The following is a 23,590-nucleotide window of genomic DNA, read 5'->3' on the forward strand; positions in this document are numbered from 1 at the left end:
GGTCACCGCCAGTGCAGCAACCGCACTTCCAGCATGTTGATCAGCTTGCCGACCGCAAGCCCGAACAGCGACAGGATCACGACGCCGGCGAGCAGTTGATCGGTCTGCATCAGGTTGCCGGCCTGCAGCACAAAGGCGCCGATGCCGAATTCGGCGCCGATCATCTCGGCACTCACCACCAGCAACAGCGCGATCGACGCGGTGATGCGGAAGCCTGCGAGGATCGACGGCAGCGCGCCCGGCCAGATCACGCGGCGCACGATGGCGTGGAACGGCACATTAAAGCTCTGCGCCATCCGGATCAAATTGCGCGGCACCGCATCGACGCCGCTATAGACCGAGATCGCGGTGGAGAAGAACACCCCGAGCGCGATGGTGGCGATCTTCGGCTCTTCGCCGATCCCGAGCCACAGGATCAGAAGCGGCAGCAGCGCGATCTTCGGAATCGGAAACAGCGCCGAGATGAAGGTAATGCCGACGCCGCGCGCCAAGCTCGAAAGCCCGATCGAGAAGCCGATGATGACACCAGCAATGGTGCCGAGGATCCAGCCGGCGCCGATCCGCATGATCGAATACGACAGATGCTGCCAAAGCGCGCCACTGAGCGCGAGCTGATAGATCGCGCGCGCGATCGAAAGCGGCGCGGGCAGGAACAGCGGATTGACCCAGCCGGCGCTGCCGGCCACTTGCCACAGCGCGATCACCAGCGCCAGCGCGATCCAGCCGGCGCGGCGGCTTGCCTTCGGCGCAAAGCCGGCACCACGAAACGCGACCGGCCGCAGCTCGCCCGTGGGATCGGCCGGCGTTGCGGTGCCGGGCTGGTCGGCGCGGTCAAGCATGCTGCACCTCGCGCTCGGCATCGATCGCCTCCTCGCGGATCAGCGACCACAATTGGTTTTGCAGGCTGAGCAATTTTCCCCGCGCGCCGATGTCGCCGCGCTCGGCGCGCGTCATCGGAATGCTGACGACCTCGCGAACCCGGCCCGGCCGCCGTGACAGCACCACGATGCGGTCGGCGAGCCGAACCGCTTCCTCCAGATTGTGCGTGACATAGACCGCGCCCATCGTGCCATCGGTGAGCAGATTGATAAAATCCTCCATCAGCAATTCGCGGGTTTGCGAATCCAGCGCCGACAGCGGCTCGTCCATCAGCAGGATCGCGGGCCGCACCGCCAAGGCCCGCGCGATGCCGACGCGCTGCCGCATGCCGCCCGACAATTGCTTCGGATAGGTGGCGCGAAAATCCGAAAGTCCGGTACGGCGCAGGGCATCGCCGACAATCGCCTGCCGCTCGGCCGCGCCGAGGCCGGAGTGCAGCAGCGGAAATTCGACATTCTCCGCGACCGTGCACCACGGCAGCAACGCGAAATCCTGGAACACGAAGGTCAGCGGATTGAAACTCGCCGGCGGCGCCGCGCCGCGCAGCTCGGCTTGCCCCGCGCTTGGCCGCAGCAGCCCGCCGAGGATCGACAGCAGCGTGCTCTTGCCGCAGCCGGAGGGCCCTACAATCGCGACCACCTCGCCGGACGAAACGGTGAACGAGACGTCGTCCAGCACCTCGAGTGTTCCGAAGCGGTGGCTGATATGGTCGGCGATCAGGTCCATAGAATGCTCTATCTCCAAAACCAGCGTCATCCTGAGGAGCGCGCCCTTGCGCGCGTCTCGAAGGATGGTCACGCGCACTGCCTGCGGCCATCCTTCAAGACGGCGCTTCGCGCCTCCTCAGCATGACGCTGTAGTAGCATCAATCCGGCTTCACATAATCCTTGGCGATGATCGCATCGGCGTCAAACCCCTTGTCGACAAAACCCTGTCCCTGCAGCCAATTGATCTGGTTGGCGACGTTCCTGACGTCGAGCCTGCCGTCGGAATCGACATAGGCGCAATTGCCGACCACCTGCTCGACCGGCAGATTGGTGTATTTCGCGATGATCTCCAGCAGCGGTTTTGTCGTTTCATTGACCGGCGCGTCGCCGTCTTTGACCTGCGCCAGGATCACGTCGTGATATTCGCGGTCGGCGCGTTGCAGCGCGCCGAGCAGCTTGGTCACCAGCGCCTTGTTGGCGAGGGTCTTTGGCGAGGCGAATACCGCGCCGAGCTGCCATGGTGTTTCGTCGCCGACCCAGCCCAAGAGTTTCGCGCCATGATCGTCCATCAGCTTGCGCGCGGTCGAAACCGGCAGCAGCGCGGCGTCGACCGTCTCGCCTTTCAGCGCGGCGGCGGCGTTCGACAGCGATTGCAGCGGCAGCACCTTCATGTCGGAGAGCTTGAAACCATATTTGTCGGCGAGCAGGCCGAGCGAATAATGAAAGCTGGAGCCGACCTGCGTCACCGCGATGCGCTTGCCCGCGAGATCCTTCGGCGTTTTCAGGCCGGCAGCATAGGCGTTGTTGCTGGCGAAATAGCCGATCAGTGGAAAGCCCGCTTTCTCCCGGCTCATGCCGCCGATCACCTTCAGCACGCCCTTGCCCGCAAGGTTATAGAGCCCCGCGGTGAACGCGGTGACGCCGAAATCGACATCGCCGGATGCGGTCGCCACCGCGATCGGCTGCGCGGCATCGAAGAATTTCAGGTCGACATCGAGGCCGGCGTCTTTGAAATAGCCCTTGTCCTGCGCGATGAACACCGGCGCCGACGACGACAGCCGCAACACGCCGACTTTGGCTTTCAGCGCATCATCGGCGCGGGCGATCCCCGCGGCTCCGACGGCCAGCAAGCCCGCCACTGCGAGCCGCGCCCATCCCTTCATTCCGTTTCCTCCGTCTTGATTAAAGTCCGGCAGGGACCGTCTGATCCCGCCCGATGAATGCGCCCTGCTGCTTCAGCGCTTGTTGCAACTTTTCCAAGGCGATGTCGCGCGGAATCGTATTGCCGGACAGCGCCAGCGCCGCGGCGGTTCCGGCCGCTTCGCCCATCGCGAAGCAGGCGCCGGAGACGCGCGCGGCGGATTGGCCGTCATGAGTCATCGAGGCGCAGCGGCCGGCGACCAAGAGATTGTCGAGACCCTCCGGCGTCAGCATGCGATATGGCAATTCATTGAACCCGCGCGATTCCGGGATCGGCGGGAACTTGAAGATCACATTGCCCGCGACGTGCTGCTCCATCGGCCAGCCATTGACGCCGATCGAATCGTCGAACGAGGCGCAGCCGAGCACATCCTCGCCGGAGAGCATATAGCCGCCGACCACGCGCCGCGTTTCGCGGATACCGAGTTGCGGCGGCAGATCCACGATATAAGCCTTTTCGAAGCCCGGCACCGTGCGCAGGAACTGGAAGGCATCGACCGCCTGACGGCGGCCGTCGATCTCGCCGCGGGTGAGATCATCGGGCTCCAGCCCGTTGATCGCGGCGCCATCGGCGCGCGCCAATTGGGTAAAATTCACCCGCCATTCAATGTCGTGGCGCTGCGGCCGCACGATCGCGGCCTTGCGCGGAAAACGATGCGTGCCGGCAGCCTCGGCCTGCTCCATCAGCGCCGGAATCGTCCGCCAGGCATCACCGGCCCGGTCGGGATCGATGCCGTTGAGGCGAAACATCATCGAGGGAAACAGCATGCTGCCGGCATTGTCGCCGACTTCAAAGCGCGCGCCGGCCCAGGCCGCGAGGTCGCCATCACCCGAGCAATCGATGAAGATATCCGAGCGCACGGCTTGACGCCCCGCTTTGGTCTCGACCATCAGCACGTTGATGCGCGTATCGTCCTGCATCACGACGCCGGCGCCGAGCGCATGAAACAGAATGTCGACCTTGTGCGCGGCCAACAGATCGTCGGCGGCGATCTTGTAGGCCGCGGTGTCGTAGGCCTGCGCCAGAATCTTGCCGAGAATCAGATGCGGCGGGTTGAGCCCGCCGAGATGATCGATCCGCGCCAGCAGCTCGGAGGCGACGCCCTGCACCACCCGATGCGCCTCGCCATGGACATTGGCGTGCAGCCCGCAGAAGTTCGTCACCCCGGCCGCGGTGCCCATGCCGCCCAGGAAGCCGTAACGCTCGATCAATAGCGTGCGTCGCCCGGCCCGCGCCGCGGCGACCGCCGCCGCAATGCCTGCGGGCCCGCCACCGAGCACGGTGACTTCATATTCGCCATAGACCGGAATTTGGCGTGCGGGTTCTTCGATAGTCTTGACCTGAATAGTCTTGGCCTGCACCGAAAACGCTCCATCCCTGAATTTTTGCCCTGAATTTTGTTGACCGACTATGAATTGACACTGAATGAACTACAATCCAGCAAATCGCGCGATCAGCTTTCTCGAATCGAGAAAGATCAATGGACGTCCTCGTCAATCTCCAAGCCTTTCTGGCGACCGCGGACGCCGCCGGCTTTTCAGCGGCCGCCCGCAAGCTGAATGTCTCGACCTCCGTGGTGGCCAAGCGCGTCACCCAGCTCGAAGCGCGGCTTGGCATCGCGCTTTTCCACCGCTCGACCCGTCACTTGCGGCTGACCGCGGCTGGCCAGGAATATGTCCACCGGGCGCGTGGCGTGGTCGCCGATGTCGGCGATCTCTTGTCGCGCATGGGCGAGAAGGACCACGATCTTGTCGATCATTTGCGTATCAAGGCGCCGACATCGCTGACCATCGCCCGGCTTGCCGATGTGTTCAGCGCGTTCCAGACCCAAAATCCGAAGCTGAAACTCGAAATCGTCCTGATCGATCGCCCTGTTGATCCGGTGACGGAAGGGTTCGACATCGCGATCGGCGCCTTCCCGCATTCGTTTGGCGGCGTAGTCGACGAGCCCTTATGTCGACTGAAGCGCCTGCTGTGCGCGTCGCCCGCTTATCTCGAAATGCATGGCACGCCGCGACACCCGCGCGACCTGGTCGATCATCGTTGCCTGAGTTTCCTTCCCACCGGTCCGGACTGGATTTTCGACGGGCCGCGCGGCCGCATCACGGTTCAGGTGCGCCCGCTGCTGAGTTCGAACGAGGGTCACGTGCTGGTGAAAAGCGCGATCGCCGGTAACGGCATCGCCTTCATCTCGCACTACCTTGCGGAAGAGGCGCTGCGCCGCGGAACGCTGCAGATCGTGCTGCCGGATTTTCCAATCCCCGAACTATGGGTCAAGGCCACCATTCCCGAGCGGCGGGTCAAGGCTGCAGCGGTTCAGGCGCTGCTGCGTGAATTGAAGAGTTCGCTGCTGCCGGTGCTGTAACGACGCCATCCCCCGGCGCATGCCCCGGGCCGCTTGTTTGGCGCCATCACACCCGCGGCGTAGCCGGCTTGCCTCGGAGCTCAGGCCGCGGAGCGGATGGTGTGGAGGAAATCGTCGACATTCGACTTCATCGAATCCGCCTGCTGCTTCAAGGCCGCCGCCGCCGTCAGCGCCGCTTCGGCGCCGGCATCGGTCTCGCCCGCGACGGCGCGCACCTGACCGATTTCCTGCGTCACGGCCGAGGTGCCGTTGGCCGCTTGTTCGACGTTGCGCGCGATCTCACCGGTTGCGGCGCCCTGCTGTTCGACCGCCGCGGCGATCGCGGTGGCGATGTCGGCCAATTCCCTTACGGTGGAACCGAACTGCGTGATCGCCTCGACTGACTGGCCCGTCGCGCTTTGGATCGTCGCGATCTGGCCGGCGATCTGCTTGGTCGCCTCCGCGGTCTGGGTCGCGAGATTCTTCACCTCGCTTGCGACGATCGCAAATCCCTTGCCGGCATCGCCGGCCCGCGCCGCTTCGATGGTCGCGTTCAGCGCCAACAGGTTGGTCTGGCTGGCGATCGCCTGAATCAACTGAATGATGGTGCCGATCTTTTCAGCCGCATCCGACAGCCCATGGATCAAATCGGAGGTCCGGTTGGTCTCGTCGGTCGCCCGGTTCGACACCGCGACCGAGCGTTGCACCTGGCTGGAGATTTCACGGATCGAGGCCGCGAGTTGCTGGGTGGCGGAGGCCACCGTCTGCACGTTCATCGACGCCTGCTCGGCGCGGGTCGCAACCGCTTCGGCGAGCCCGCGGCCGCGCTCGGCGACTTTTGCCAACACCTCGGCGCTACGGCCCATGTCGTCGGCACGGCCGCCGACACCGGCAATGACCCCTTGCATGCCCTGCTCGAATCGCCCGGCGAGATCCGACATCATACGCGAGCGATCGGCCTCGGCGGCTTGGCGCTGCGCCGTGGCCTCGCCTGCCATGCGACGAACGGCCAGGGCGTTTTCGCGGAACACCTCGACGGCGCGCGCCATGCGGCCGATTTCGTCGCGGGATTCGCCGCCCGGGATCGGCTCATCGAGTTCGCCCGCCGCCAGCGATTGCATCCGGTCGGTCATGCTGCGGATCGGGCCGGATACGCTGGCCCCGATCAGCCACGCCAGTACCGCTCCCAACAGCAATGCGCCGGCCGCGGTCGCGATCACGGTCTGCTTGGTTTGATCGACCGCTGCCGCGGTCTTGTCACCCTGCTCGGCGCGCACGGTGCCGAGCTTCACATTGATTCGGCTGACCTGGTCGTCGATGACGGCGCTTGCCTTCTTCAATTCGGCCTGCCTTGTGCGCAGATCGCCGGCGACCTTGATGACCTCATCCAGCGCCGCCGCATCGGCGACGATCGCGGTCTTGAGCGCCGCGACCAGCGCCTTCAGTTTGGTATCGCCCGCACCCGCGATCTCCGCGTCGGTGTCAGCGATAGCCATCTGGACGTAGGACAACGCCTGCTTGGCGTCGTCGGCATCGCCCGTCGCCAGCGTAGACCCATAGCGCATCACGGTGATGCGTAGCGCATCGACAACGCCGGCCAGGCGCATCGGATTGAGAAGCCGTTCCGCATCATCCGACCGGTTGGCAAGCAAGACCTGAATGCCGCCGACATCGAGTCCCGCAGCAGCACCCTGGGCGTCGGTTTTCGTCGCCGCAGCACGCAGCCGGTCCGCCGCATCCGCCGCCGCCGTGAACGACGAACGATAGGTTTCCAGCGCGGTCTTGACCGGGCTGATGCCTTCCGCGATCGCTTGCAGCCTGCCGAACTGCTGATCGACCTGATCGGCCATTTTGCCGACGGCGTCGATCGCCTTGGTTGCGGCATCCTTGTCGCCGACATTCCAGGTTCGGATAAATTTCTCGACCGCCGAGTTCGCCCCCAACAGCGCGGCGCGAACCTGCGACATGCCGGCGTCTCCGGCCGCGCTGGTCACCAGTTCATTGACCGTTCCGCCGATTCGCTCGACCTGGACCGTGGCGAAGCCCGCCAGCAGGACCAGAAAGCTGAGGACCAGCGCGAAGCCGCCGAATACGCGCGGACGGACACCGATCCTGGACATCATGTGCGATAATTTCATTGGAATTCCAGCGTTTCTTTAAGGAGTGGAGCGGATCGCGACCAGCAGATCCTTGCCAAATCGCTTCTCGAATTCCGGATCGAGCGACTTGACCGCATCGATGAAGGGCTGGCGATCGACTTTCTCGATCACGTCCATGCCGTTGCTGCGCACCTGTTCGAGCGAGGCGGCATCGAGCTGCGCCTGCCAAGTCGCCTCCGCCCCCGCCTTTGCCGCCGCGATCAGCGCGGTCTGATCGGCCGGAGCGAGCTGCTCGAACATGGCACGGTTGGCGATGAACGCGATCGGCGCGAAGAAGTGACCGGTTAATGTCAGGTATTTCTGCACTTCATAAAGACGGGAGCCGGCAATGGTCGGCACCGGATTTTCCTGCCCGTCGAGCCGGCCATCCTTCAGCGCGGTATAGACCAGCGGAAATTCCATCGGGACCACTTCGGCACCGAGCGCCTTGAACGTCATCTGATAGATCGGGTTCGGGATGACGCGAATCTTCAGGCCCTTGATATCCTCGGGCGTGCGAACCGGCCGTTTGGAATTGGTGATGTTTCGAAAACCCTGCCGGCCGATCGCCAGCAGCGTCAGCCCCTTGTCGGCGAATTTGGTGGCGATCGCCGCGCCGACCGGACCTTGCGCCACGGCCTTGGCGTGAGCCGCGTCGCGGAACAGGAAGGGAATATCGAACACGCCCAGTTCGGGGACCACCGCACTGACCACCGAACCCGACAGCACCGCCATATCGACCGCGCCCGACTGGGTCGCCGCGAGGATGGCGTTCTCGCTACCGAGGGCGTTGGTGGCGCGCTCGTCGAGCACGATGCGCTTGTCGGCCGCGGCCCCGAGCTTCTGACGAAGCTCATCGGCCCCCATCTGCTGCGGACTCTGCAGCTGGGAATTGAAGGCCAGAGAGACCAATCGAGGTGAGGCGGCAACCGGATGCAGGACCAGCAGCGTTGACGCCGCGACGATGGATCCGGCTTTCCAAAATCCTAGAACTTGATTGGGCATTCGACACCATGGCGTTACAATTGTCGTAACCATAGTGGTAGGTGGTGATTGAACCCTTAAGGGAATCCCCGTGGAAACACGGGGATCGATTTCGCGTCGCATCTGCCGCGGCTGCTGAACCTTATCGCGAAAGATTACGCCTTGCCCGTCCCCCATTTGCCGGCGCGCTTTTCCGCGAACGACGCCAGTCCTTCCGAGGCCTCCGCGGTTTGCCGCTTGGCCGAGTGCAGCTTGACCAGGCGCTTATAGGCCTCGTCATCGAAGGGCATGCCGCCGAACGAGCTTTCCATCGCGAGCCGCTTGGTTTCGGCCAGCGCTTCCGGGCCATTACCGAGCAATTGCTCGACCACCTTGGCGCCGGCGGCTTCGAGATCGGCCAGCGGCACGACGTCGTGCACGAGGCCGATGCGGCGGGCGTCTTCGGCGCCGAACCGCTCGCCGGTCAGCGCATAGCGCCGCACCTGGCGCACGCCGATGGCGTCGCAGAGTTGCGGGATGATGATCGCAGCCGTCAGCCCCCAGCGCACTTCGGTGATCGAGAACAGCGCATTGTCGGCCGCGATCACGACGTCGCAGGCCGAGATGATCCCGGTGCCGCCGCCAAAACAGCCGCCTTGCACCAGCGCCACGGTCGGGATCGGCAGCGTATTGAGCCGCTGCACGGCTTCGAATGTGGCCTGCGACACCGTCTCGTTCTCTTCAGCCGAGCCCGGCCGCACCGCATTGATCCACTTCAGGTCGGCGCCGGCCTGAAAATGCTTGCCGTTGCCGCGGAGCACCACGACGCGCAGATGAGGCTGCTTGCCCAGTTCCGCCATCGCCGCGAGCACGCCGTTGATCAGCCCGGCATCATAGGCGTTATTCACCTCAGGGCGATTGAGCGTCACCGTCGCGACGCCGCGTTGATCGAGGCTCCACAAAACTGGATTGGCGGACATGGATGAGCGACTCCCTCGACGTTTTATGATTCTCGATGATTGGCAATCGTTGCGCCCGGCACGATGCCGGGACATACCGGACCCGTCATCCTGAGAGGCTATTTGGACGTCATCCTGAGGTGCGAGCTCTTGCGAGCCTCGAAGGATGGCCGCACGCACGATGCTGAACACCATCCTTCGAGGCGCGCCAAAGATGGCGCGCACCTCAGGATGACGGCCGAGATAGCTTCGGCAGCCTCTCAGGATGACGTCGAAATAGCTTCACAGACTCACTATGCCGGGATCGCACGCGTTGATCTATCACTTTTCGTCATGGCAGCACCGCTGGCTGCGGGAGCGGTTGCACGACGAGGCAGGCTTGTGGAAACTGGTCGAGAGATCACCAGGCAACAGGACACCATTCCCTCATGCGTATCTGTATTTTCGGCGCGGGAGCCGTCGGCAGCCATTTCGCCGTGCGTCTGGCGCTGGCCGGGCATGATGTCTGCTGCGTGATGCGCGGACCGCACCTCGAAGCGGTGAAGGCCGGTGGCCTCAAGCTTCGGGTTGGCGATGCCGAGTATTCGGCCAGGATCAAAGCCTCCGACGATCCGGCCACGCTCGGCGCGCAGGATCTCGTGATCAGCACCTTGAAGGCCACCGCCGTGAACAGCCTGGTCACCGGCCTGCCGCCGCTCTTGGGCGACGACACCGCCGTGGTGTTTGCGCAGAACGGCATTCCCTGGTGGTACGACCTCGGCCTGGCGGCGGATCATCCTGCGACCCCCGACCTCGGCATTCTCGATCCCGGCGGAAGATTGCGCGCCACGATCCCGATGCATCGGATCATCGGCGGCGTGATCTTTTCGTCAAACGAAGTGATCGCGCCCGGCATTGCCGCCAACCTCTCGCCAGATCGCAACGTATTGTTGATCGGCGAATGCGACGATCGCGCGAGCGAACGGATCGAACGCTTGCGGGCGGTGCTCGGCGAGGCCTCGATCGCCTCGCCCGTGGTGCCGCGAATCCGCGAGGCGATCTGGTCCAAGCTGCTGACCAATATGTCGATGTCGGTGCTGTGCCTGTTGACCGGCCAGACCGCACGCGCGGTGCGCGACGACGAGGCGTTGCGCGATGTAGTGCCGAGGTTATTGGACGAGGCCAACAGCATCGCGCAGAGCTGCTGCCCCGACGTCAAACGCGTCACCCGCAGCGGCCCGGCGCCGGACCACAAGCCTTCGATCTTGCAGGATTACGAACTCGGCCGCGCCATGGAAATCGACGTGCTGGTGAAAGCGCCCGCCGCGTTCGCCCGCGCCGCCGGACTATCGACGCCGATGCTCGATCTGCTGGCCGGCCTCGCGATCCGCCAGGCGCGCGATAAGGGGCTTTATCAGGGATGAACCAGCCGATGCATCTTCACCTTTCGGATAACTCTAAAATGAGCAGCGGGACTTAAACCATGCACATCAAAGACAAAGTCTGTGTCGTCACGGGCGCCGCGGGTGGCATCGGCGAGGCCGTTGCGCGCGCTTATGCGGCGGCGGGCGCGCGCGGCGTCGTGGTCGCGGATCTGAAAAGCTCACGCGAGCGGCTGGCCCATGTCGCGGGTGACATCGACGGTCTCGCGGTCACCGCCGATGTCGGCGAGGAGGCCGACATCAAGGCGTTAATCGCGGCAACCGAGGCCAAATACGGACCCGTAGATATCTTCTTCTCCAACGCCGGCCTGTCGCGCAAGGGACAGGAGGGCGCCTCCGACGCCGATTGGGAGGTGAGCTGGCGGGTCCATGTGATGAGCCATGTGTTCGCATCGCGCGCGCTGGTGCCGGGCATGCTGGCGCGGGGATCCGGCTATCTGCTCAGCACGGCGTCGGCGGCGGGCTTGCTGGCATCGCTGAATTCGATGCCGTATGGCGTCACGAAAAATGCCGCCGTGGCGCTGGCCGAGCACCTCGCCATCCAATATGGCGATCGCGGCATCCGGGTTTCCGTGCTGTGCCCCCAATCAGTACAGACCGGCATGACGACCGCCGGGCCAAGTGCGGCGCGGGTCGACGGCGTGATGCAGCCGGAAGAAGTGGCGCGCCTCGTGATCGAGGCGATGGCGGAAGAACGCTTTCTGATCCTGTCGCACCCGCAGGTGCAGGAATATGTGCTGCGCAAGGCCTCCAGCCGCGACCGCTGGCTCGCCGGAATGCGGCGACTGCGCGACAAGGTCTATGGCGCGCCGACCGCGGGGTGAAGCTTGCTTCGTCGTTTACGCGATCGCGTCGGCGAGGTCCGTCATGCTCGGCACCATCAGATCCGGCTGATGCGGGGTTTCGCCGAACGGCCGGCTGCGCCGGTCGATGAACGCGGTCTTCATGCCAGCCGATTTGGCGCCGATGCAGTCGAAGGCGTGGTTGGCCACGAACACGATCCGATCGGGTTTCAGCCCGCACAATTCAGCGGCCTTGGCATAGGTCGCGACATGCGGCTTGAACGAATTGGCCTCGGCAACCGAAATCACGCGATCGAACGGCACCTGATGATAGCGCTTCGCGGTCTCCAGCATATCGGGGTCGCCGTTGGAGAGCACGACGAGCTTGTATCTGGTACGCAACCGATCCAGCGCCGCCGGCACCTCCGGAAACGGTTTTAGTTTTTCGATCTCGCCCACCAGAGTGCGAACGTCTTCCTTGGAATAGCTGATGCCAGCGCGGTCCATCACATGGGCGACGGCACGGTGACCGATCTCGCGATAGGGCGTGTGCTCGCGATGCAGCAGCGCATCGATCATCGAGTTTTCAAAATGCGTGCGCCGCCACCAGGTCACAAAGGCGTTCGGATCGCCCTTCCATCCTTTGTCCCTGAGAAACGGCGTGGCGATCGTGGTCAACCCGCCCTGCATGTCGACCACCGTGCCGTACTGATCGAACATGCAGACTTTTACATTCTCCTTGATGGCCTCGGCGCTCACGGCGGTCTCCCCTTGGGTTTCTTGTTCTTGATATCGTGCCTTATATCCTGCCTTGGGGAACGCCGATTGCAATGGGTAATACCAAGGGGAGCAATACCAAGGGGAGCGGGTTCGCTCAGCGAGCGATCGCGCCGGCCCAGGCCGCGAACGCATCGAGGATTTCGTCCATCACCTCGCCATCCTTGCGGCCCGAGCGCACCAGCACGTGGAACGAATGGTCGGCATCCCTCACCGGATGCAGCGTCGCCGATGGTCCCAAACCCTTGACGACGGGTTCCAGCAGCGTCAATTCCGCAAGCGCATCGCGGGTGCCTTGCAGAAACAGCATTGGCACATGCACGTCGGCCAGATGTTTCGCGCGATCCTTCGACGGCTTGCCGGCCGGATGCAGCGGAAAGCCGAAGAACGCCAGTCCGTGAACGCCGGCCAACGGCGCGATGGCCTGGGCCTGCGACGTCATGCGGCCACCAAACGATTTTCCGCCCGCGATCAGCGGCAGGCCGTCGCAGCATCGCGCGGCCTCCGCCACCGCGGCGCGCACGGCGGCATGCGCGACCGACGGTTGATCGGGCCGCTTGCTGCCTTTCTCCATATAGGGAAATTGATAGCGCAACGTCGCGATGCCGCGTTCGCCGAGACCGGCCGCAACCTTCGCCATGAACGGATGCGCCATCCCGGCGCCGGCGCCATGAGCAAACACAAAGCAGGCGCGCGCGTGCGGTGGCCGGGTCAATAGCCCGGAGACGGGCCCGGCATTTCCGGTTTCGATGACAAGCTCTTGCGCGTTGACAGCGGTCATCCGACCCGAAACCCAGTAAAGATCGGGCTAAAATGGCGATCCCGGCATGACTCGAACATGCGACCTACGGTTTAGGAAACCGTCGCTCTATCCGGCTGAGCTACGGGACCGAAGAGCCCGCCGGAGACGGCGGGCGCTTGAAAGCTCCATAGCAGAGGAGCCGCCTGATCTCCAGCCCGGCCCGGAGCGGAAATAGCGCCTGCTTCGTCCTATCTGAAGCAATTCCCCTGCGCTTTTCGTACGTTGGCTTCGCGAAACCCGGGCGAGGCCGCCTTGGCGATCCGCTCGGGTGCTCGGTGTTCGCCAGGCCTCCACGAGAAACCATGGAAGCCAATGTTTTGCCGGATTGCGCCCGATTTCACGCGCAACCGGGCTGAGCCAGCCGCCCCCAACGGCAAGACGGCCGCCCTCAGCCCTTGCCTAGCCCTCCCCAGCCTTTGGGCGATCCGCGCGTAAAGCTATACTGCTCAAACGATTCGCAACCGGAGGGATGCGGCAACATCGAAATTCAGGAGTGACCTGATATGTGGGCCTTTCTGGAGCGCCTGTTGGATTCGTCCATGTTTTCTCCACATGGAATCTGTCTGCTGTGGCAACCGGAGCTGATCTGGCTGCACGTTGTCTCCGACGCCGTCATTGCCGCTTCGTATTTTTCAATCCCGTTCGCGCTGGCCATCGTGGTTTCGAGGCGGCGCGATTTCCAGTTCGGCTGGATCGGATGGTCGTTCGCGGCCTTCATCATGGCGTGCGGCCTCACCCATATTTTTTCGATCTATACGCTGTGGGTGCCGGTCTACGGCATAGAAGGCATCGTCAAGGCGATCACCGCGATCGCCTCCATCGTCACCGCGGTGATCCTGTGGCCGCTGATTCCGAAGATCATCGCCATTCCGTCCTCGGCCCAGTTGCGTCAGGCCTATGTGGCGCTCGAGGAAGAGGGCAAGCAGCGGCGCGGCGCCGAGACGCTGCTGCAACGGTTTCGCGAAACCGAGGCCACGGAGATGCAGATCAGGCAGGCCCAGAAGATGGAGGCGGTCGGCCAACTGACCGGCGGCATCGCGCATGATTTCAACAACATCCTTACCGTGATCACGGGAACGATCGAGATCCTGGCCGACGCGGTGGCCGACCGGCCGGAGCTCGCCGGAATCGCAAAACTGATCGACGAGGCCGCCTCGCGAGGTGCGGCGTTGACGCAGCATCTACTGGCCTTTGCCCGCAAACAGCCGCTGCAACCGACCAGCGTCGACATCAACGCCCTGATCGTCGACACCGTGCAGCTTCTCAAGCCCGCGATCGGAGAACTCGTCACCATCGATTTCCAGCCCGGCGAGCGGATTTACCCGGCGCTGGTCGATTCCAACCAGTTGGCGACGGCGATCCTCAATCTGGCGCTGAACGCGCGCGACGCAATGCCGAATGGCGGTCAACTGAGAATCGAAACCAGCAATATCGAATTGCAGGCCAATGCGATCAAAACCTTCGACGGCCCCGCCGCCGGCAAATATGTGATGATTTCGTTCAGCGACACCGGCCACGGCATCGCGGCGGCCGATTTGAACAAGGTGTTCGAGCCGTTCTATACGACCAAGGAAGTCGGCAAGGGCACCGGGCTTGGGCTCAGCATGGTGTATGGCTTCGTCAAGCAATCCAACGGACACATCACCATTCAGAGCGAGAAAGGCTTTGGCACGACGATCCTGATCTGTCTTCCCCCGGCGGAAGCCACGGCCATAACACCCGCCAACATCGACGTCCCGGGATCGGCCCGGCAAGTTCAGGAGACCATCCTGGTGGTCGAAGACGACCCGCTGGTTCGCACTTACGTGCTGGCCCAGATCAAGAGCCTCGGTTACCGCACCCTTTCGGCAAGCAACGGGCCGGAGGCGCTCAACGTGCTGCGCAGCAAGGAGCCGATCGATCTTCTGTTCACCGACGTCATCATGCCGGGCTCGATCAACGGGCGCCAGCTTTCGATCGAGGCCTTGAAACTAAGGCCTGCGCTCAAGGTCCTGTTCACGTCGGGCTATACCGAAAACGCGATCGACCATGACGGCAGGCTCGATCAGGGCGTTCAATTGCTGAGGAAACCCTACCGGCGATCCGATCTCGCCAACATGCTGCGCACCGCCCTGACCAGCGGTGCTGCGGATCTTGTCGAGCAGTCGGTGTAACGGCCCAAGCTTCGGCTATGTCAAGCGCCGGCTATTTCAACAGCCCGCCACGCTCGGCGACCAGCGTGGCGATCGCTTCCCCGGCCGCGCCGGCTTCGCGAAAGCCGGCGATCACGCCGGCGCGATCCGCCTCCGGGCGGTTCTGGCTCATCTTCCACTTGCCTTCGATGCGGACAATTGAAATCTGGACGCCAACGATGCCGCGCATCTGCGCCGCGATGAAGTTTTGCGGCGCATCGTCGACCTGCCAGGGCTCAGCGCGGAGGCTTTCGCGGCTGCCGGTCAAACCCTCGATCTGACGGCGCAACCAGGCATCATCGTTCATGATTTGAGGACGGCCCCAGGCGTGGACCGTGGCGTAGTTCCAGGTCGGAACCACCTTGCCGGTTTCGCGCTTGGTCGCGTACCAGGACGGCGTGACGTAATCCTGCGGTCCCTGGAATACGACCAGACACTCCTCCACCGCCTCCAGTTCGCGCCATTGCGGATTGGCCCGCGCCATATGAAGCCGCAGCGTGCCCAAATCTCCCTTGGAAGCGTCGCTCACCGCCGAAGCGTCGCCTCCCTCGGAAGCTTTGGAGTCGAGCAGGAACGGAAACGGATTGGCGATCAACCCGCCGGGGCCGGCCGTGATCAACAGGCCGAGCGGATGCGCCCGCATCAGCGCGTGCTGGACCTCGATGCGATCCTCGCGAAAGGCAGACGGCTGGTACATGGCGTGGCCTTCGATCTCGCTGCCGGTCGCCGTCCAGCATATCAAATCTCGCGCGTGGACAAAATGGCGATCCGGGCGCTCTCTGGCGCTGATCGTCCCGCAGCCCGGAGGACGCCACCCAACTTTCAGGCAGATCGTCGTCCGGGCCCTCGACAAATCGGCGTGCGTGAGCTGGATATCTCGAGCCGGGTGCCATATGGATCGCAGCCAGCGCGGCCGGCTCGTTCCAGTCGTGATCGTGCGACGCAAGATGCATGAGCCGGCAAGCCGATCAATGACCCTCACATCGTGGCCGTTCGTGGCATTCGTCGCCGTGACGTTTGCCCTGTATTATTTGCCAATTCTACGGCAATGGCAGGTCCAGATCCTGGTGCTGGCGAGCCTGGGCTTTTACGGGGCGTTGCAGCCCCAGTTGCTGGCGTTGCTCGTCGTCGCGGTACTCGGGACTTATTTCTTCTTGAGAGTGGCGACCCCGCGACCAAACCTCGGGCTTACCGCCGGCATCGTCTTCAATCTCGGCCTGCTTGCGTTCTTCAAATACAAATTTCTGTTTATCGATGCAGCAACGCCGTCATCCCAAGCTCTTTCATACCAAGCTCTTTCATTCCAAGCTCTTTCATACCAGGACCCAGGCGCGATCGACTGGCTGTTGAGGCTTCCGCTGCCTATCGGGATTTCGTTTTTCGTGCTTCACAATATCAGTCTGCTGATCGACCTCGGCAAGCCGGGCCGCGCGGTCCCGGCCGCAAAGGACGTCTTTCTTCACATCCTGTTCTTTCCGCAGCTCGTCGCGGGCCCGATCACGCGCACCGAAAACTTCCTGCCGCAGATCAAGCCGAAATGGCTGGCCGATGTCGCCATCGTCGAGGCCGCCAAATGGCTGGTGGTAGGCTACTTCTTCAAGCTGTTCGTGGCCAACAACCTCAATCAAATCACCTCCAATATGGAATACCCGCTCTATGAGGCCCTGACCGCCAAGAACCGCTGGCTCTGCGTCTTTCTGTACAGCTATCAGATCTATGCGGACTTTTTCGGCTACTCGGCGATCGCGATCGGGCTGGCGCTGCTGTTCGGTTACCGGCTGCCGAAAAACTTCAATCTTCCCTATATTTCGACGTCCTTTGCGCAATTCTGGCGCCGCTGGCACATATCGTTTTCGACCTGGTTGCGGACCTATCTCTACATTCCCCTCGGCGGCAACCGAGAGGGAAACACGAGACTTTATTTCAACCTGATGATCGTGATGGGATTGGGAGGACTGTGGAACGGCGCTGCGATCGGCTATCTGGCGTGGGGACTGTTGCACGGCTTGTTTCTCGTGGCCGAAAGACCTCTGCTGCCGCGAATTGATACCCTTGCGACCGGCAAGCGTTGGCACGTCTTGGTCCAGTCGCTGCGCGTCGGTCTCGTTTTCTTCCTGGTTTCGATGGCGTGGATATTGTTCAAGCTGCCGAACTTCCAGCACGCCGCCGACTACCTGCATGGCATGTTCGTCGAGGCGGATATCAGCCGTCCCTATCACCTCTACAACAGCCTGGCGCTGCTATATTCATTGCCGGTGGTGCTGCAGCACGCCGTGCCGCGTCATTTTCTGGAACGCCAGCGAGCGCGTCTTGAGCCTTATCTCTATGGATTAATGGCAACGCTGATGCTGGTCGAAGCCGGACCCGCCTCACCTTTTATCTATTTTCAGTTCTAGGGCCGCCCCGATGAACGCGACACCATCTGTGTGGCTTTGCAAGTTCGGCGCAACTTTCGCCGTGACCCTGGCGATCTGCTGCATCGTGCCGCGCATGTTCGACAACATCCCTATTTTTCCGCTGATCAACAGCGAACGCATACATGTTCGTATCCTGAATCACTATTTTCAGTCGCCGACGCCGACGATTGCCCTGGCCGGCAGCTCGCTGACCGAGCGATTAAAGGAGAGCTATTTCGAGCGCCGGGATATCCGAAACGTCGGACTGGGCGGCGGCTCGCCGTTGACCGGCCTGACGGTGCTGGCGGAGACGACCCGGAAACGACCGCCAATCATTGCGATCGAAACCAACATCATGTTGCGCGGCGTCGACCGCGAACTCGTCAGGGAATTTCACGACGTCGACCAGCCCATCGCAGCCTTTGCGCCGCTGCGCTCGCTGCTGGCATTTCATCAAATGAGGCTGGATGGGCCTGCTCCGGCTTTCGACGCAAAGCGATGTGAAGATGTTTTTCGCACACCGCCATCGCCGTCCCTGATCGGAATCAACGATACGGCATCAGTCACGGCTGCATTTGATAATCCCGCCCTCGACGATCAAGTCCAGAGCGACGTCGCGACATTGAAGGCGCTGGTAGCGAGGCTGGAAACGGAAGGCATCAAGGTTTATCTGTACACACTGCCGACGCTGGCGGCGCTTGAACGAACGCGATACGTCAAAACGACCCGATCGGCGCTGGCAGACGCTTTTGATGGCGCGCGATGGCTGCACCTCGACTATCCCGCCGCTGAAATGCGATGGGATGACTCCATACACTTCAACGACAGGTCGGCAATCATCCTCGCATGCGCGCTGGAGCGCGCCCTGAATTCGAGGTCAGGAAATTAGCAACAGCTGGGCGATAAGGGTTTCGCCCGCGGCGCGGTGAGCCCTTCCCTTCGAGCACTCAACCCCATGTAATAGGGCACCGGAGCGCCGAAAACCATGCTATGCTGAGCGCTGTATCCGCCTGGGCCCGTGCAGCTTGGCAGCCACATGTCCTCTTCAGACGGTTCGACCGGCGCGGCAGACCTGTCTTTCGGCAGTTCTCGCCGCAGCCTGACAAGAAAGACCTCGCCGTTTCTGGTGCTGGCCGCCGGACTAATGGTGTTCGCCGCCGCGATCGGCGGATATCTCCTGATCACGCGCCCAACCACCTTGCGAATTGCGGTAGGACCGCCGGGCAGCGAGGACCTGAATCTCATTCAAGCGCTGGCGCAGAACTTTTCCCGCGAGAAAGGCCCGATCCGGCTCTCGCTGATCCCGACCGCGGGCCCGGTCGACAGCATCAATGTTCTCAGGGCCCATAAGGCCGACCTCGCGGTCGCGCGCGGCGACGAGGAAATGCCTGATGGCACCGACTCCGTGGCCGTCCTGCGCAAGAACGTCGTGGTGCTATGGGCCCTCGCGCGCAAGGGATCGAAGAAGAAAATCAAGGGTCTCGACGATCTGCCCGGTCATCGCATCGCCGTGGTCGGCAGAACGCAAGTCAACCTCACGCTGCTCCGCGTCATCTTGAAGGAATCCGGCGTCGATCCCGACAAGGTGACGATCGTGCAATTCAATCCCGACCAGATCGCCGCGATGGTGAAGGACACCACGATCGATGCGTTCATGACGGTCGCTCCGCTCGACAGCAAGGTCACCTCGCAAGCCATTGCCGCGACCGCGCGCGGCAATGGTGAGCCGGTGTTTCTGCCGATCGACGTTTCCGAGGCGATCGCTTCGCGGCATCCGCTGTACGAATCCGAGGAAATTCCCGGCAGCACGTTCTCCTCATCGCCGGCTCGGCCCGGCGACAAGATTGAAACGGTCGGCGTCAGTCACCTGATCCTGGCGCCGAAAACCCTGTCCGACAGCACGGTCGCGGCATTTACCCGGCAGCTTTTCGCCGCCAAGCCCACGCTCGCGCGGGAAATGCCGGGTGCGGCCAGGATCGAGAAGCCGGACACCGACAAGGATGCCGCCCTGCCCGCGCATCCCGGCGCCGCCGCTTATATCGACGGCAACGAACGAACCTTCATGGATAATTACAGCGACTATATCTGGGCCGCGGTGCTGCTGTTTTCCGTGCTCGGCTCGGGCGTCGCCGGGTTACGCCATTACGTCAGGCGCGACGAGCGCAAACTGACGATCCTGCATCGCGAAAAGCTGCTCGCGGCCATCAGCCTGGGTGCGGCAGATCAATTCGCTCGAAGAACTCGACGCCATGCAACGCGAGGCCGATGAATTCTTGCGCGACACACTGCAATGCTATGACGACGGCGCGATCGAGCAGGCGGACCTCGCCGCCTACAGCCTCGTGCTCGACCAGTTTCACAACGCCGTTGTCGACCGGCGCGCGGTGATCGGCGGCCCGGCCACCAATCTGCCGCGGATGCGCGCGGGATAGTTTTAGCGTTTTCGAGCGAGTGGCGGATATCCGCGCGGCGTTCATGGCACGGCGGAAAATCTTGCCTTTGTTTCAACAAAGTTCCATCCCGACGCGCCGTGTGTCACACAAGCGAAAAATCCTGCAATGCGCGCTGGAAAAACAATTTTTTCCGGGGTGACAAGCCGGGCAATAATGGCGACAATCGGTGTGATTTGTGTCGCATGATGTCGTCACCGCGTTGTGCCTTCGCAGCTTTCGTAAAATCGTTCGGGAAAATCGTCCGTGATCGCTTCGCGTTTGTTCATTGTGCTGATCGCTACGACCGCCGGTTGCATGGCACTGCAACCGTCGCGCGCGATGGCGCAGTGGTGGTCGCATGCGCCGGTCGATTTCGAGGAATGCGCCGATACCGCCGACAAGGCCGCGACCAAGGAGGCCAAGGTTTCGGCGCTTGCCGAATGCAACGCGAAATTTGCCGGACGCCGCAAGCCGGGCGGCGGCTATACTTATTTCGATTTCATGCAGGACCGCAGCTTCGACATTGCCGGGCCGAACCCGACGCCGGAAGAGCAGAAGCGAATCGATCAGGAATATACCGTCTATCTCGACAACCAGCGGCGCAATAGCATCGCCGCGGCGTTCGCGGCCAAGCAGCAGGAACAACTTCAGCAGCCGCTGCAACCGGCGACGTTCCGAAGCGAAACCGAGAAGGTGCCGCTGCCGGCGGCGGCGCCCAAAAAGCGCGAGACAGTCGCTGATCTCAAGGCGCGCGCCAAAGCCGCCGAATGCGCGCGGCATTCATTCTCCTGCGAATGGCCGCGGCTTTCGGGAGGCCTCGACGACCTGAAGAAGTTGCTGTTTGGTTCTTCGACGACAAGCAAGGCCAAGCACGGCTGAGGCTCACGCGATTCGCCGGCGTGTTGTCTTTCGTCGTCCTGGCGGAAGGCGGGGACACACCGGAACCGTCATCCCCGGGACGAACGCGGAGCGTTCGCCCGTGAGGAGCGGCCACTTGGCCGCGTCTCGAAGGATGGCTGCACGCACTGCGCGGAACAGCATCCTTCGAGGCTCGCAAGGGCTCGCACCTCACGGGTGAACGCAATTGCGTTCATCCCGGGGATGACGTCCGTGATTTCTTCACAGGCTCCTTCGCCGGGACGACTCACGCCCTGATCTGTTCCGGCGTCAGCCCGGGCGAGCCCTGGCCTGCGGCTTCGGCGCTTTTGATCAGCGCGAGGATGCGGCGTGACAGCGGAGCTTGCAGTCCGTGCCGGTCGGCGATCTCGACGATGACGCCTTGCAGATAGTCGATTTCAGTGCGGCGGCCGCGTTGCAGATCCTCCCACATCGACGAGCGCGCCTGCGGATCGATCTTCATGGTGCGCCCGAGCACCGCCTCGAAGATCGCATCCGGCAGCCGTAACAGCGACGGGGTCCAGCCCGCCGGGATCGGCGTCGACGACACCGGCCGGATGCCTTCGGCGCGGATCACAGCCAGCCCCTCCGCCATCTGGTCGGCGAACAGCCTGCGCCACGACCGCTGCGAAAGCTGCTGGCGCAGCGGTACGCCGCCCAGCGCGTTCAGCGCGTTGTTGAGATTGACCAAGAGCTTGCCCCATTGCACGCCGTCGATATTGCCGGTCGCGCGCATCTTCAGGCCCGGCACCGACAGCCGGTCCGCGGTGCCGGCATCATCGCGCTCGATCACGATGTCGCCCGACGTGGCGCGATGAAATCGCCCCTCGCCCTGCGTCACCACATTGAACGGGACCATTCCGGCCAGCACGCGACGGCCCGGCAATCTCGCGCGCAGCACGGCGACATTGCCGACGCCGTTTTGCAGGCTGAGGACGACGGCATCGGCCGGCGCGTGCTGCGCGATCAGTTCGGCGACCTCAGCGGTATCGGCGCTTTTCACCGTCACCAGCACGACGCCGACATCGCCAAGGATTTTTGCGTCTTCCGACAGCGTCAGTTGGCTCGGTGCGATCGTTTGGTCGAAGCCCTCGATGCTGGTCAGCCGCAAGCCGTTGCCTTCGATTTCCTGGATCACGCGCGGCCTTGCCAACAACGCGACATGGCGGCCGCCCGCGGCGCACATGCCGCCGACAAAGCAGCCGATGCTGCCGGCGCCCGCTATCCCTATCGCGCTTTCAGGCATCATCCCGCTTTCATTTTCTGGCCCCAAGATCTTGACCCCAAAATCTTGGCCCAAACGGTCGTTCCTCTCGGATTTTGTTAGCAGACTTTTGCAACCGGTGCCCCTAAGGCGGCGACGGGCCCCGGCCGCCCACGGCCCCGCGCCTTGTAACCGTCATGGCGCGCCAGTATGTTTCAGGCGGTGGGGCAGGTAGCGGCAGGAGAGAACCATGGGTTTACTTGACGTATTGAACGGCATGCAGAACGGCCCGCGCGGCCCCAGCGATCCGAATGCAAAATCCAGCGGCATGTCGCCAATGACCATGGCGATCCTGGGCCTGCTGGCCTGGAAGGCGGTCAAGCATCTGACCGCCGGCAGCGGCCAGCCGGGCGCAACGCCGGCTCCCGCACCCTCCCCCGCCGGCGGCAGCACGAGCGGCGGCCTCGGCGGTGGTCTCGGTGGCGCCCTTGGCGGCGCGCTTGGTGGTGGCGGCGGACTTGGCGGCGGACTTGGCGATATCCTGAAAGGTAATCTCGGCGGCATCCTTGGCGGCGCCGCGGCGGGCAGCGTGATCAGCGGCGGGCTCGGCGACCTGCTCAAGCAATTGCAGCAGAACGGCCACGGCGAAACCGCCAATTCATGGGTGAGCCCGGGTCCGAACAAGCAGATCGCGCCCGGCGATCTCGCCAACGCGCTCGGCGCCGACCAGATCAACGGCCTGATGTCGCAAACCGGTCTATCCCGCGAGGACCTGCTCTCCGGCCTCAGCCAGCAACTGCCCGACGTGATCCACCATCTGACGCCGGACGGACGGTTGCCGACCGAAAGCGAAGTGTCGGACCGGCTTTGATATCAGGCGAACCGGCACGCCCTCAAGGGCGTGCCGTGAAAGGCCCCACGCTCGAGAGCTTGTTTCTTCGCAAAAAAGGACGACGGCCATGTTGTATATCTTGATTGTCGGCATCGTTGCCGGGGTTCTCGCCCGCCTGATCTCGCCAGGCCCGAACAACCCCGGTGGATTCATCCTGACCGCCGTGCTCGGCATCGTCGGAGCCTTCCTCGCCACCTTCGTCGGCCAGCTGATCGGCCATTACGGCCCGGACCAGGGCGCCGGCTTCATCACTGCGACGATCGGCGCGCTGGTGGTGCTGTTCATCTGGAACAGGCTGGTGGCCAGCCGCGTGATTCCAGATATCGGGAATAAATAAGAACGGCTTGATCCTCGAGTTCGTCATGCCCGGGTTTGGCCCGGGCATCCACGACTTAGCAGCGCCGCAGTAAGTAAGACGTGGATGGCCGGGACAAGCCCGGCCATGACTAAAGAAATGATTTACGCGCTCGCTTGGCGAAGAAGCGTAGCCCGGATGAGCGGAGCGACATCCGGGACTTCGACACCGCGCCCCGGATATCGCTCTGATGTCCTTCGTCAAGTGGTTTGATCATGAGTTGTCGGCTCCCTGCGAATTTCGCTGGAGCGTGCGGTAGGGATGATCGTG

22 protein-coding genes and 1 tRNA gene are annotated in these 23,590 nt (G+C 63.1%); 11 read left to right on the plus strand and 12 right to left on the minus strand.

Going from position 1 to position 23,590, the window contains the following annotated elements; all coding sequences use genetic code 11:
- Positions 1–2: 2 nt before the first annotated feature.
- The 4 genes from GSQ88_RS07680 to GSQ88_RS07695 all read right to left on the minus strand — a co-directional run bounded on the left by GSQ88_RS07680 (position 3) and on the right by GSQ88_RS07695 (position 4,133).
- Complete coding sequence (locus tag GSQ88_RS07680) at positions 3–839, minus strand: ABC transporter permease (protein ID WP_174247950.1); 837 nt, start codon at positions 837–839, stop codon at positions 3–5.
- A complete protein-coding gene (locus tag GSQ88_RS07685; RefSeq protein WP_159006808.1) occupies positions 832–1,605 on the minus strand; it encodes an ABC transporter ATP-binding protein in 774 nt (257 codons plus the stop codon). Before GSQ88_RS07685 ends, GSQ88_RS07680 begins: the two co-directional genes overlap by 8 nt.
- 139 nt (positions 1,606–1,744) lie before the next feature.
- Positions 1,745–2,749, minus strand: a complete 1,005-nt coding sequence (locus GSQ88_RS07690) for an ABC transporter substrate-binding protein (RefSeq protein WP_159006786.1) — start codon at positions 2,747–2,749, stop codon at positions 1,745–1,747.
- 19 nt (positions 2,750–2,768) lie between these two features.
- A complete protein-coding gene (locus tag GSQ88_RS07695; protein WP_159006810.1) occupies positions 2,769–4,133 on the minus strand; it encodes an FAD-dependent oxidoreductase in 1,365 nt (454 codons plus the stop codon).
- Between the two features lie 134 nt (positions 4,134–4,267).
- Between GSQ88_RS07695 and GSQ88_RS07700 the strand changes: the two genes are divergently transcribed.
- Entirely contained in the window at positions 4,268–5,152 is an 885-nt protein-coding gene (locus tag GSQ88_RS07700) for a LysR family transcriptional regulator (RefSeq protein ID WP_159006787.1), read from the plus strand.
- A gap of 80 nt (positions 5,153–5,232) precedes the next feature.
- Here GSQ88_RS07700 and GSQ88_RS07705 read toward each other — a convergent pair whose 3' ends face one another.
- The 3 genes from GSQ88_RS07705 to GSQ88_RS07715 form a co-directional block, all read right to left on the minus strand.
- Positions 5,233–7,269, minus strand: a complete 2,037-nt coding sequence (locus GSQ88_RS07705) for a methyl-accepting chemotaxis protein (RefSeq protein WP_159006788.1) — start codon at positions 7,267–7,269, stop codon at positions 5,233–5,235.
- An 18-nt stretch (positions 7,270–7,287) separates the two neighbouring features.
- Positions 7,288–8,274, minus strand: coding sequence for a TRAP transporter substrate-binding protein (locus GSQ88_RS07710; protein WP_159006789.1), 987 nt, complete (start codon positions 8,272–8,274; stop codon positions 7,288–7,290).
- 134 nt (positions 8,275–8,408) lie between these two features.
- Entirely contained in the window at positions 8,409–9,212 is an 804-nt protein-coding gene (locus GSQ88_RS07715; protein WP_159006790.1) for an enoyl-CoA hydratase-related protein, read from the minus strand.
- 407 nt (positions 9,213–9,619) lie between these two features.
- Between GSQ88_RS07715 and GSQ88_RS07720 the strand changes: the two genes are divergently transcribed.
- The gene (locus tag GSQ88_RS07720) at positions 9,620–10,594 is read left to right on the plus strand and encodes a 2-dehydropantoate 2-reductase (protein ID WP_159006791.1); all 975 of its coding nucleotides are present in this window, start codon (positions 9,620–9,622) and stop codon (positions 10,592–10,594) included.
- A gap of 59 nt (positions 10,595–10,653) precedes the next feature.
- Positions 10,654–11,436, plus strand: a complete 783-nt coding sequence (locus GSQ88_RS07725; RefSeq protein WP_159006792.1) for an SDR family oxidoreductase — start codon at positions 10,654–10,656, stop codon at positions 11,434–11,436.
- 15 nt (positions 11,437–11,451) lie between these two features.
- Here the strand turns inward: GSQ88_RS07725 and GSQ88_RS07730 are convergent, their stop codons facing one another.
- The 3 genes from GSQ88_RS07730 to GSQ88_RS07740 form a co-directional block, all read right to left on the minus strand.
- Positions 11,452–12,153, minus strand: coding sequence for a haloacid dehalogenase type II (locus tag GSQ88_RS07730; RefSeq protein ID WP_246735120.1), 702 nt, complete (start codon positions 12,151–12,153; stop codon positions 11,452–11,454).
- A gap of 115 nt (positions 12,154–12,268) precedes the next feature.
- Positions 12,269–12,952 carry an alpha/beta hydrolase family protein gene (locus GSQ88_RS07735; protein WP_159006794.1) on the minus strand — a complete coding sequence of 228 codons (684 nt, stop codon included), beginning with the start codon at positions 12,950–12,952 and terminating at the stop codon, positions 12,269–12,271.
- Positions 12,953–12,985: 33 nt separating this feature from the next.
- Positions 12,986–13,062: transfer RNA gene (locus GSQ88_RS07740), tRNA-Arg, on the minus strand.
- Positions 13,063–13,512: 450 nt separating this feature from the next.
- Here GSQ88_RS07740 and GSQ88_RS07745 point away from each other — a divergent pair.
- Positions 13,513–15,126: an ATP-binding protein gene (locus tag GSQ88_RS07745; protein ID WP_159006795.1), complete on the plus strand. Its 1,614-nt coding sequence runs from the start codon at positions 13,513–13,515 to the stop codon at positions 15,124–15,126.
- Positions 15,127–15,157: 31 nt separating this feature from the next.
- On the opposite strand, the gene GSQ88_RS07750 is transcribed toward GSQ88_RS07745, so the two are convergent.
- On the minus strand, positions 15,158–15,841 hold the full coding sequence (locus GSQ88_RS07750; RefSeq protein ID WP_159006796.1) for an FMN-binding negative transcriptional regulator: 684 nt from the start codon (positions 15,839–15,841) through the stop codon (positions 15,158–15,160).
- A gap of 274 nt (positions 15,842–16,115) precedes the next feature.
- Between GSQ88_RS07750 and GSQ88_RS07755 the strand changes: the two genes are divergently transcribed.
- The 5 genes from GSQ88_RS07755 (at position 16,116) to GSQ88_RS07770 (ending at position 20,851) form a co-directional block, all read left to right on the plus strand.
- Complete coding sequence (locus GSQ88_RS07755) at positions 16,116–17,540, plus strand: MBOAT family O-acyltransferase (RefSeq protein ID WP_159006797.1); 1,425 nt, start codon at positions 16,116–16,118, stop codon at positions 17,538–17,540.
- A gap of 10 nt (positions 17,541–17,550) precedes the next feature.
- A complete protein-coding gene (locus GSQ88_RS07760; protein ID WP_159006798.1) occupies positions 17,551–18,429 on the plus strand; it encodes a hypothetical protein in 879 nt (292 codons plus the stop codon).
- A 147-nt stretch (positions 18,430–18,576) separates the two neighbouring features.
- Positions 18,577–19,809 (plus strand): TAXI family TRAP transporter solute-binding subunit, encoded by a 1,233-nt coding sequence (locus GSQ88_RS07765; RefSeq protein WP_246735121.1) that lies wholly within the window; start codon positions 18,577–18,579, stop codon positions 19,807–19,809.
- Positions 19,790–19,972, plus strand: a complete 183-nt coding sequence (locus tag GSQ88_RS35565) for a hypothetical protein (RefSeq protein WP_246735123.1) — start codon at positions 19,790–19,792, stop codon at positions 19,970–19,972. Before GSQ88_RS07765 ends, GSQ88_RS35565 begins: the two co-directional genes overlap by 20 nt.
- A 315-nt stretch (positions 19,973–20,287) precedes the next feature.
- Positions 20,288–20,851, plus strand: coding sequence for a hypothetical protein (locus GSQ88_RS07770; RefSeq protein WP_159006812.1), 564 nt, complete (start codon positions 20,288–20,290; stop codon positions 20,849–20,851).
- 265 nt (positions 20,852–21,116) lie between these two features.
- On the opposite strand, the gene GSQ88_RS07775 is transcribed toward GSQ88_RS07770, so the two are convergent.
- Complete coding sequence (locus GSQ88_RS07775; protein WP_159006799.1) at positions 21,117–22,118, minus strand: 2-dehydropantoate 2-reductase; 1,002 nt, start codon at positions 22,116–22,118, stop codon at positions 21,117–21,119.
- A gap of 205 nt (positions 22,119–22,323) precedes the next feature.
- On the opposite strand from GSQ88_RS07775, the gene GSQ88_RS07780 reads away from it, so the two are divergent.
- Both GSQ88_RS07780 and GSQ88_RS07785 read left to right on the plus strand, forming a co-directional pair.
- Positions 22,324–22,944: a YidB family protein gene (locus GSQ88_RS07780; protein WP_159006800.1), complete on the plus strand. Its 621-nt coding sequence runs from the start codon at positions 22,324–22,326 to the stop codon at positions 22,942–22,944.
- 88 nt (positions 22,945–23,032) lie between these two features.
- A complete protein-coding gene (locus GSQ88_RS07785; protein WP_159006801.1) occupies positions 23,033–23,302 on the plus strand; it encodes a GlsB/YeaQ/YmgE family stress response membrane protein in 270 nt (89 codons plus the stop codon).
- Positions 23,303–23,590: the final 288 nt, after the last annotated feature.

This window comes from Bradyrhizobium sp. S69 (genome assembly GCF_009766005.1).
Classification (GTDB): Bacteria; Pseudomonadota; Alphaproteobacteria; order Rhizobiales; family Xanthobacteraceae; genus Bradyrhizobium.

What these genes read in the sequence shown, in the direction of transcription:
- GSQ88_RS07755 (WP_159006797.1), top strand. Translation starts at nt 16,116, where the DNA reads ATGACCCTCACATCGTGGCCGTTCGTGGCATTCGTCGCCGTGACGTTT.
- GSQ88_RS07690 (WP_159006786.1), bottom strand. Translation starts at nt 2,749, where the DNA reads ATGAAGGGATGGGCGCGGCTCGCAGTGGCGGGCTTGCTGGCCGTCGGA.
- GSQ88_RS07720 (WP_159006791.1), top strand. Translation starts at nt 9,620, where the DNA reads ATGCGTATCTGTATTTTCGGCGCGGGAGCCGTCGGCAGCCATTTCGCC.
- GSQ88_RS07760 (WP_159006798.1), top strand. Translation starts at nt 17,551, where the DNA reads ATGAACGCGACACCATCTGTGTGGCTTTGCAAGTTCGGCGCAACTTTC.
- GSQ88_RS07725 (WP_159006792.1), top strand. Translation starts at nt 10,654, where the DNA reads ATGCACATCAAAGACAAAGTCTGTGTCGTCACGGGCGCCGCGGGTGGC.
- GSQ88_RS07680 (WP_174247950.1), bottom strand. Translation starts at nt 839, where the DNA reads ATGCTTGACCGCGCCGACCAGCCCGGCACCGCAACGCCGGCCGATCCC.
- GSQ88_RS07710 (WP_159006789.1), bottom strand. Translation starts at nt 8,274, where the DNA reads ATGCCCAATCAAGTTCTAGGATTTTGGAAAGCCGGATCCATCGTCGCG.
- GSQ88_RS07770 (WP_159006812.1), top strand. Translation starts at nt 20,288, where the DNA reads ATGGCACTGCAACCGTCGCGCGCGATGGCGCAGTGGTGGTCGCATGCG.
- GSQ88_RS07750 (WP_159006796.1), bottom strand. Translation starts at nt 15,841, where the DNA reads ATGTACCAGCCGTCTGCCTTTCGCGAGGATCGCATCGAGGTCCAGCAC.
- GSQ88_RS07775 (WP_159006799.1), bottom strand. Translation starts at nt 22,118, where the DNA reads ATGATGCCTGAAAGCGCGATAGGGATAGCGGGCGCCGGCAGCATCGGC.
- GSQ88_RS07785 (WP_159006801.1), top strand. Translation starts at nt 23,033, where the DNA reads ATGTTGTATATCTTGATTGTCGGCATCGTTGCCGGGGTTCTCGCCCGC.
- GSQ88_RS07700 (WP_159006787.1), top strand. Translation starts at nt 4,268, where the DNA reads ATGGACGTCCTCGTCAATCTCCAAGCCTTTCTGGCGACCGCGGACGCC.
- GSQ88_RS07715 (WP_159006790.1), bottom strand. Translation starts at nt 9,212, where the DNA reads ATGTCCGCCAATCCAGTTTTGTGGAGCCTCGATCAACGCGGCGTCGCG.
- GSQ88_RS07685 (WP_159006808.1), bottom strand. Translation starts at nt 1,605, where the DNA reads ATGGACCTGATCGCCGACCATATCAGCCACCGCTTCGGAACACTCGAG.
- GSQ88_RS07765 (WP_246735121.1), top strand. Translation starts at nt 18,577, where the DNA reads ATGTCCTCTTCAGACGGTTCGACCGGCGCGGCAGACCTGTCTTTCGGC.
- GSQ88_RS07705 (WP_159006788.1), bottom strand. Translation starts at nt 7,269, where the DNA reads ATGAAATTATCGCACATGATGTCCAGGATCGGTGTCCGTCCGCGCGTA.
- GSQ88_RS07780 (WP_159006800.1), top strand. Translation starts at nt 22,324, where the DNA reads ATGGGTTTACTTGACGTATTGAACGGCATGCAGAACGGCCCGCGCGGC.
- GSQ88_RS07735 (WP_159006794.1), bottom strand. Translation starts at nt 12,952, where the DNA reads ATGACCGCTGTCAACGCGCAAGAGCTTGTCATCGAAACCGGAAATGCC.
- GSQ88_RS35565 (WP_246735123.1), top strand. Translation starts at nt 19,790, where the DNA reads ATGCAACGCGAGGCCGATGAATTCTTGCGCGACACACTGCAATGCTAT.
- GSQ88_RS07745 (WP_159006795.1), top strand. Translation starts at nt 13,513, where the DNA reads ATGTTTTCTCCACATGGAATCTGTCTGCTGTGGCAACCGGAGCTGATC.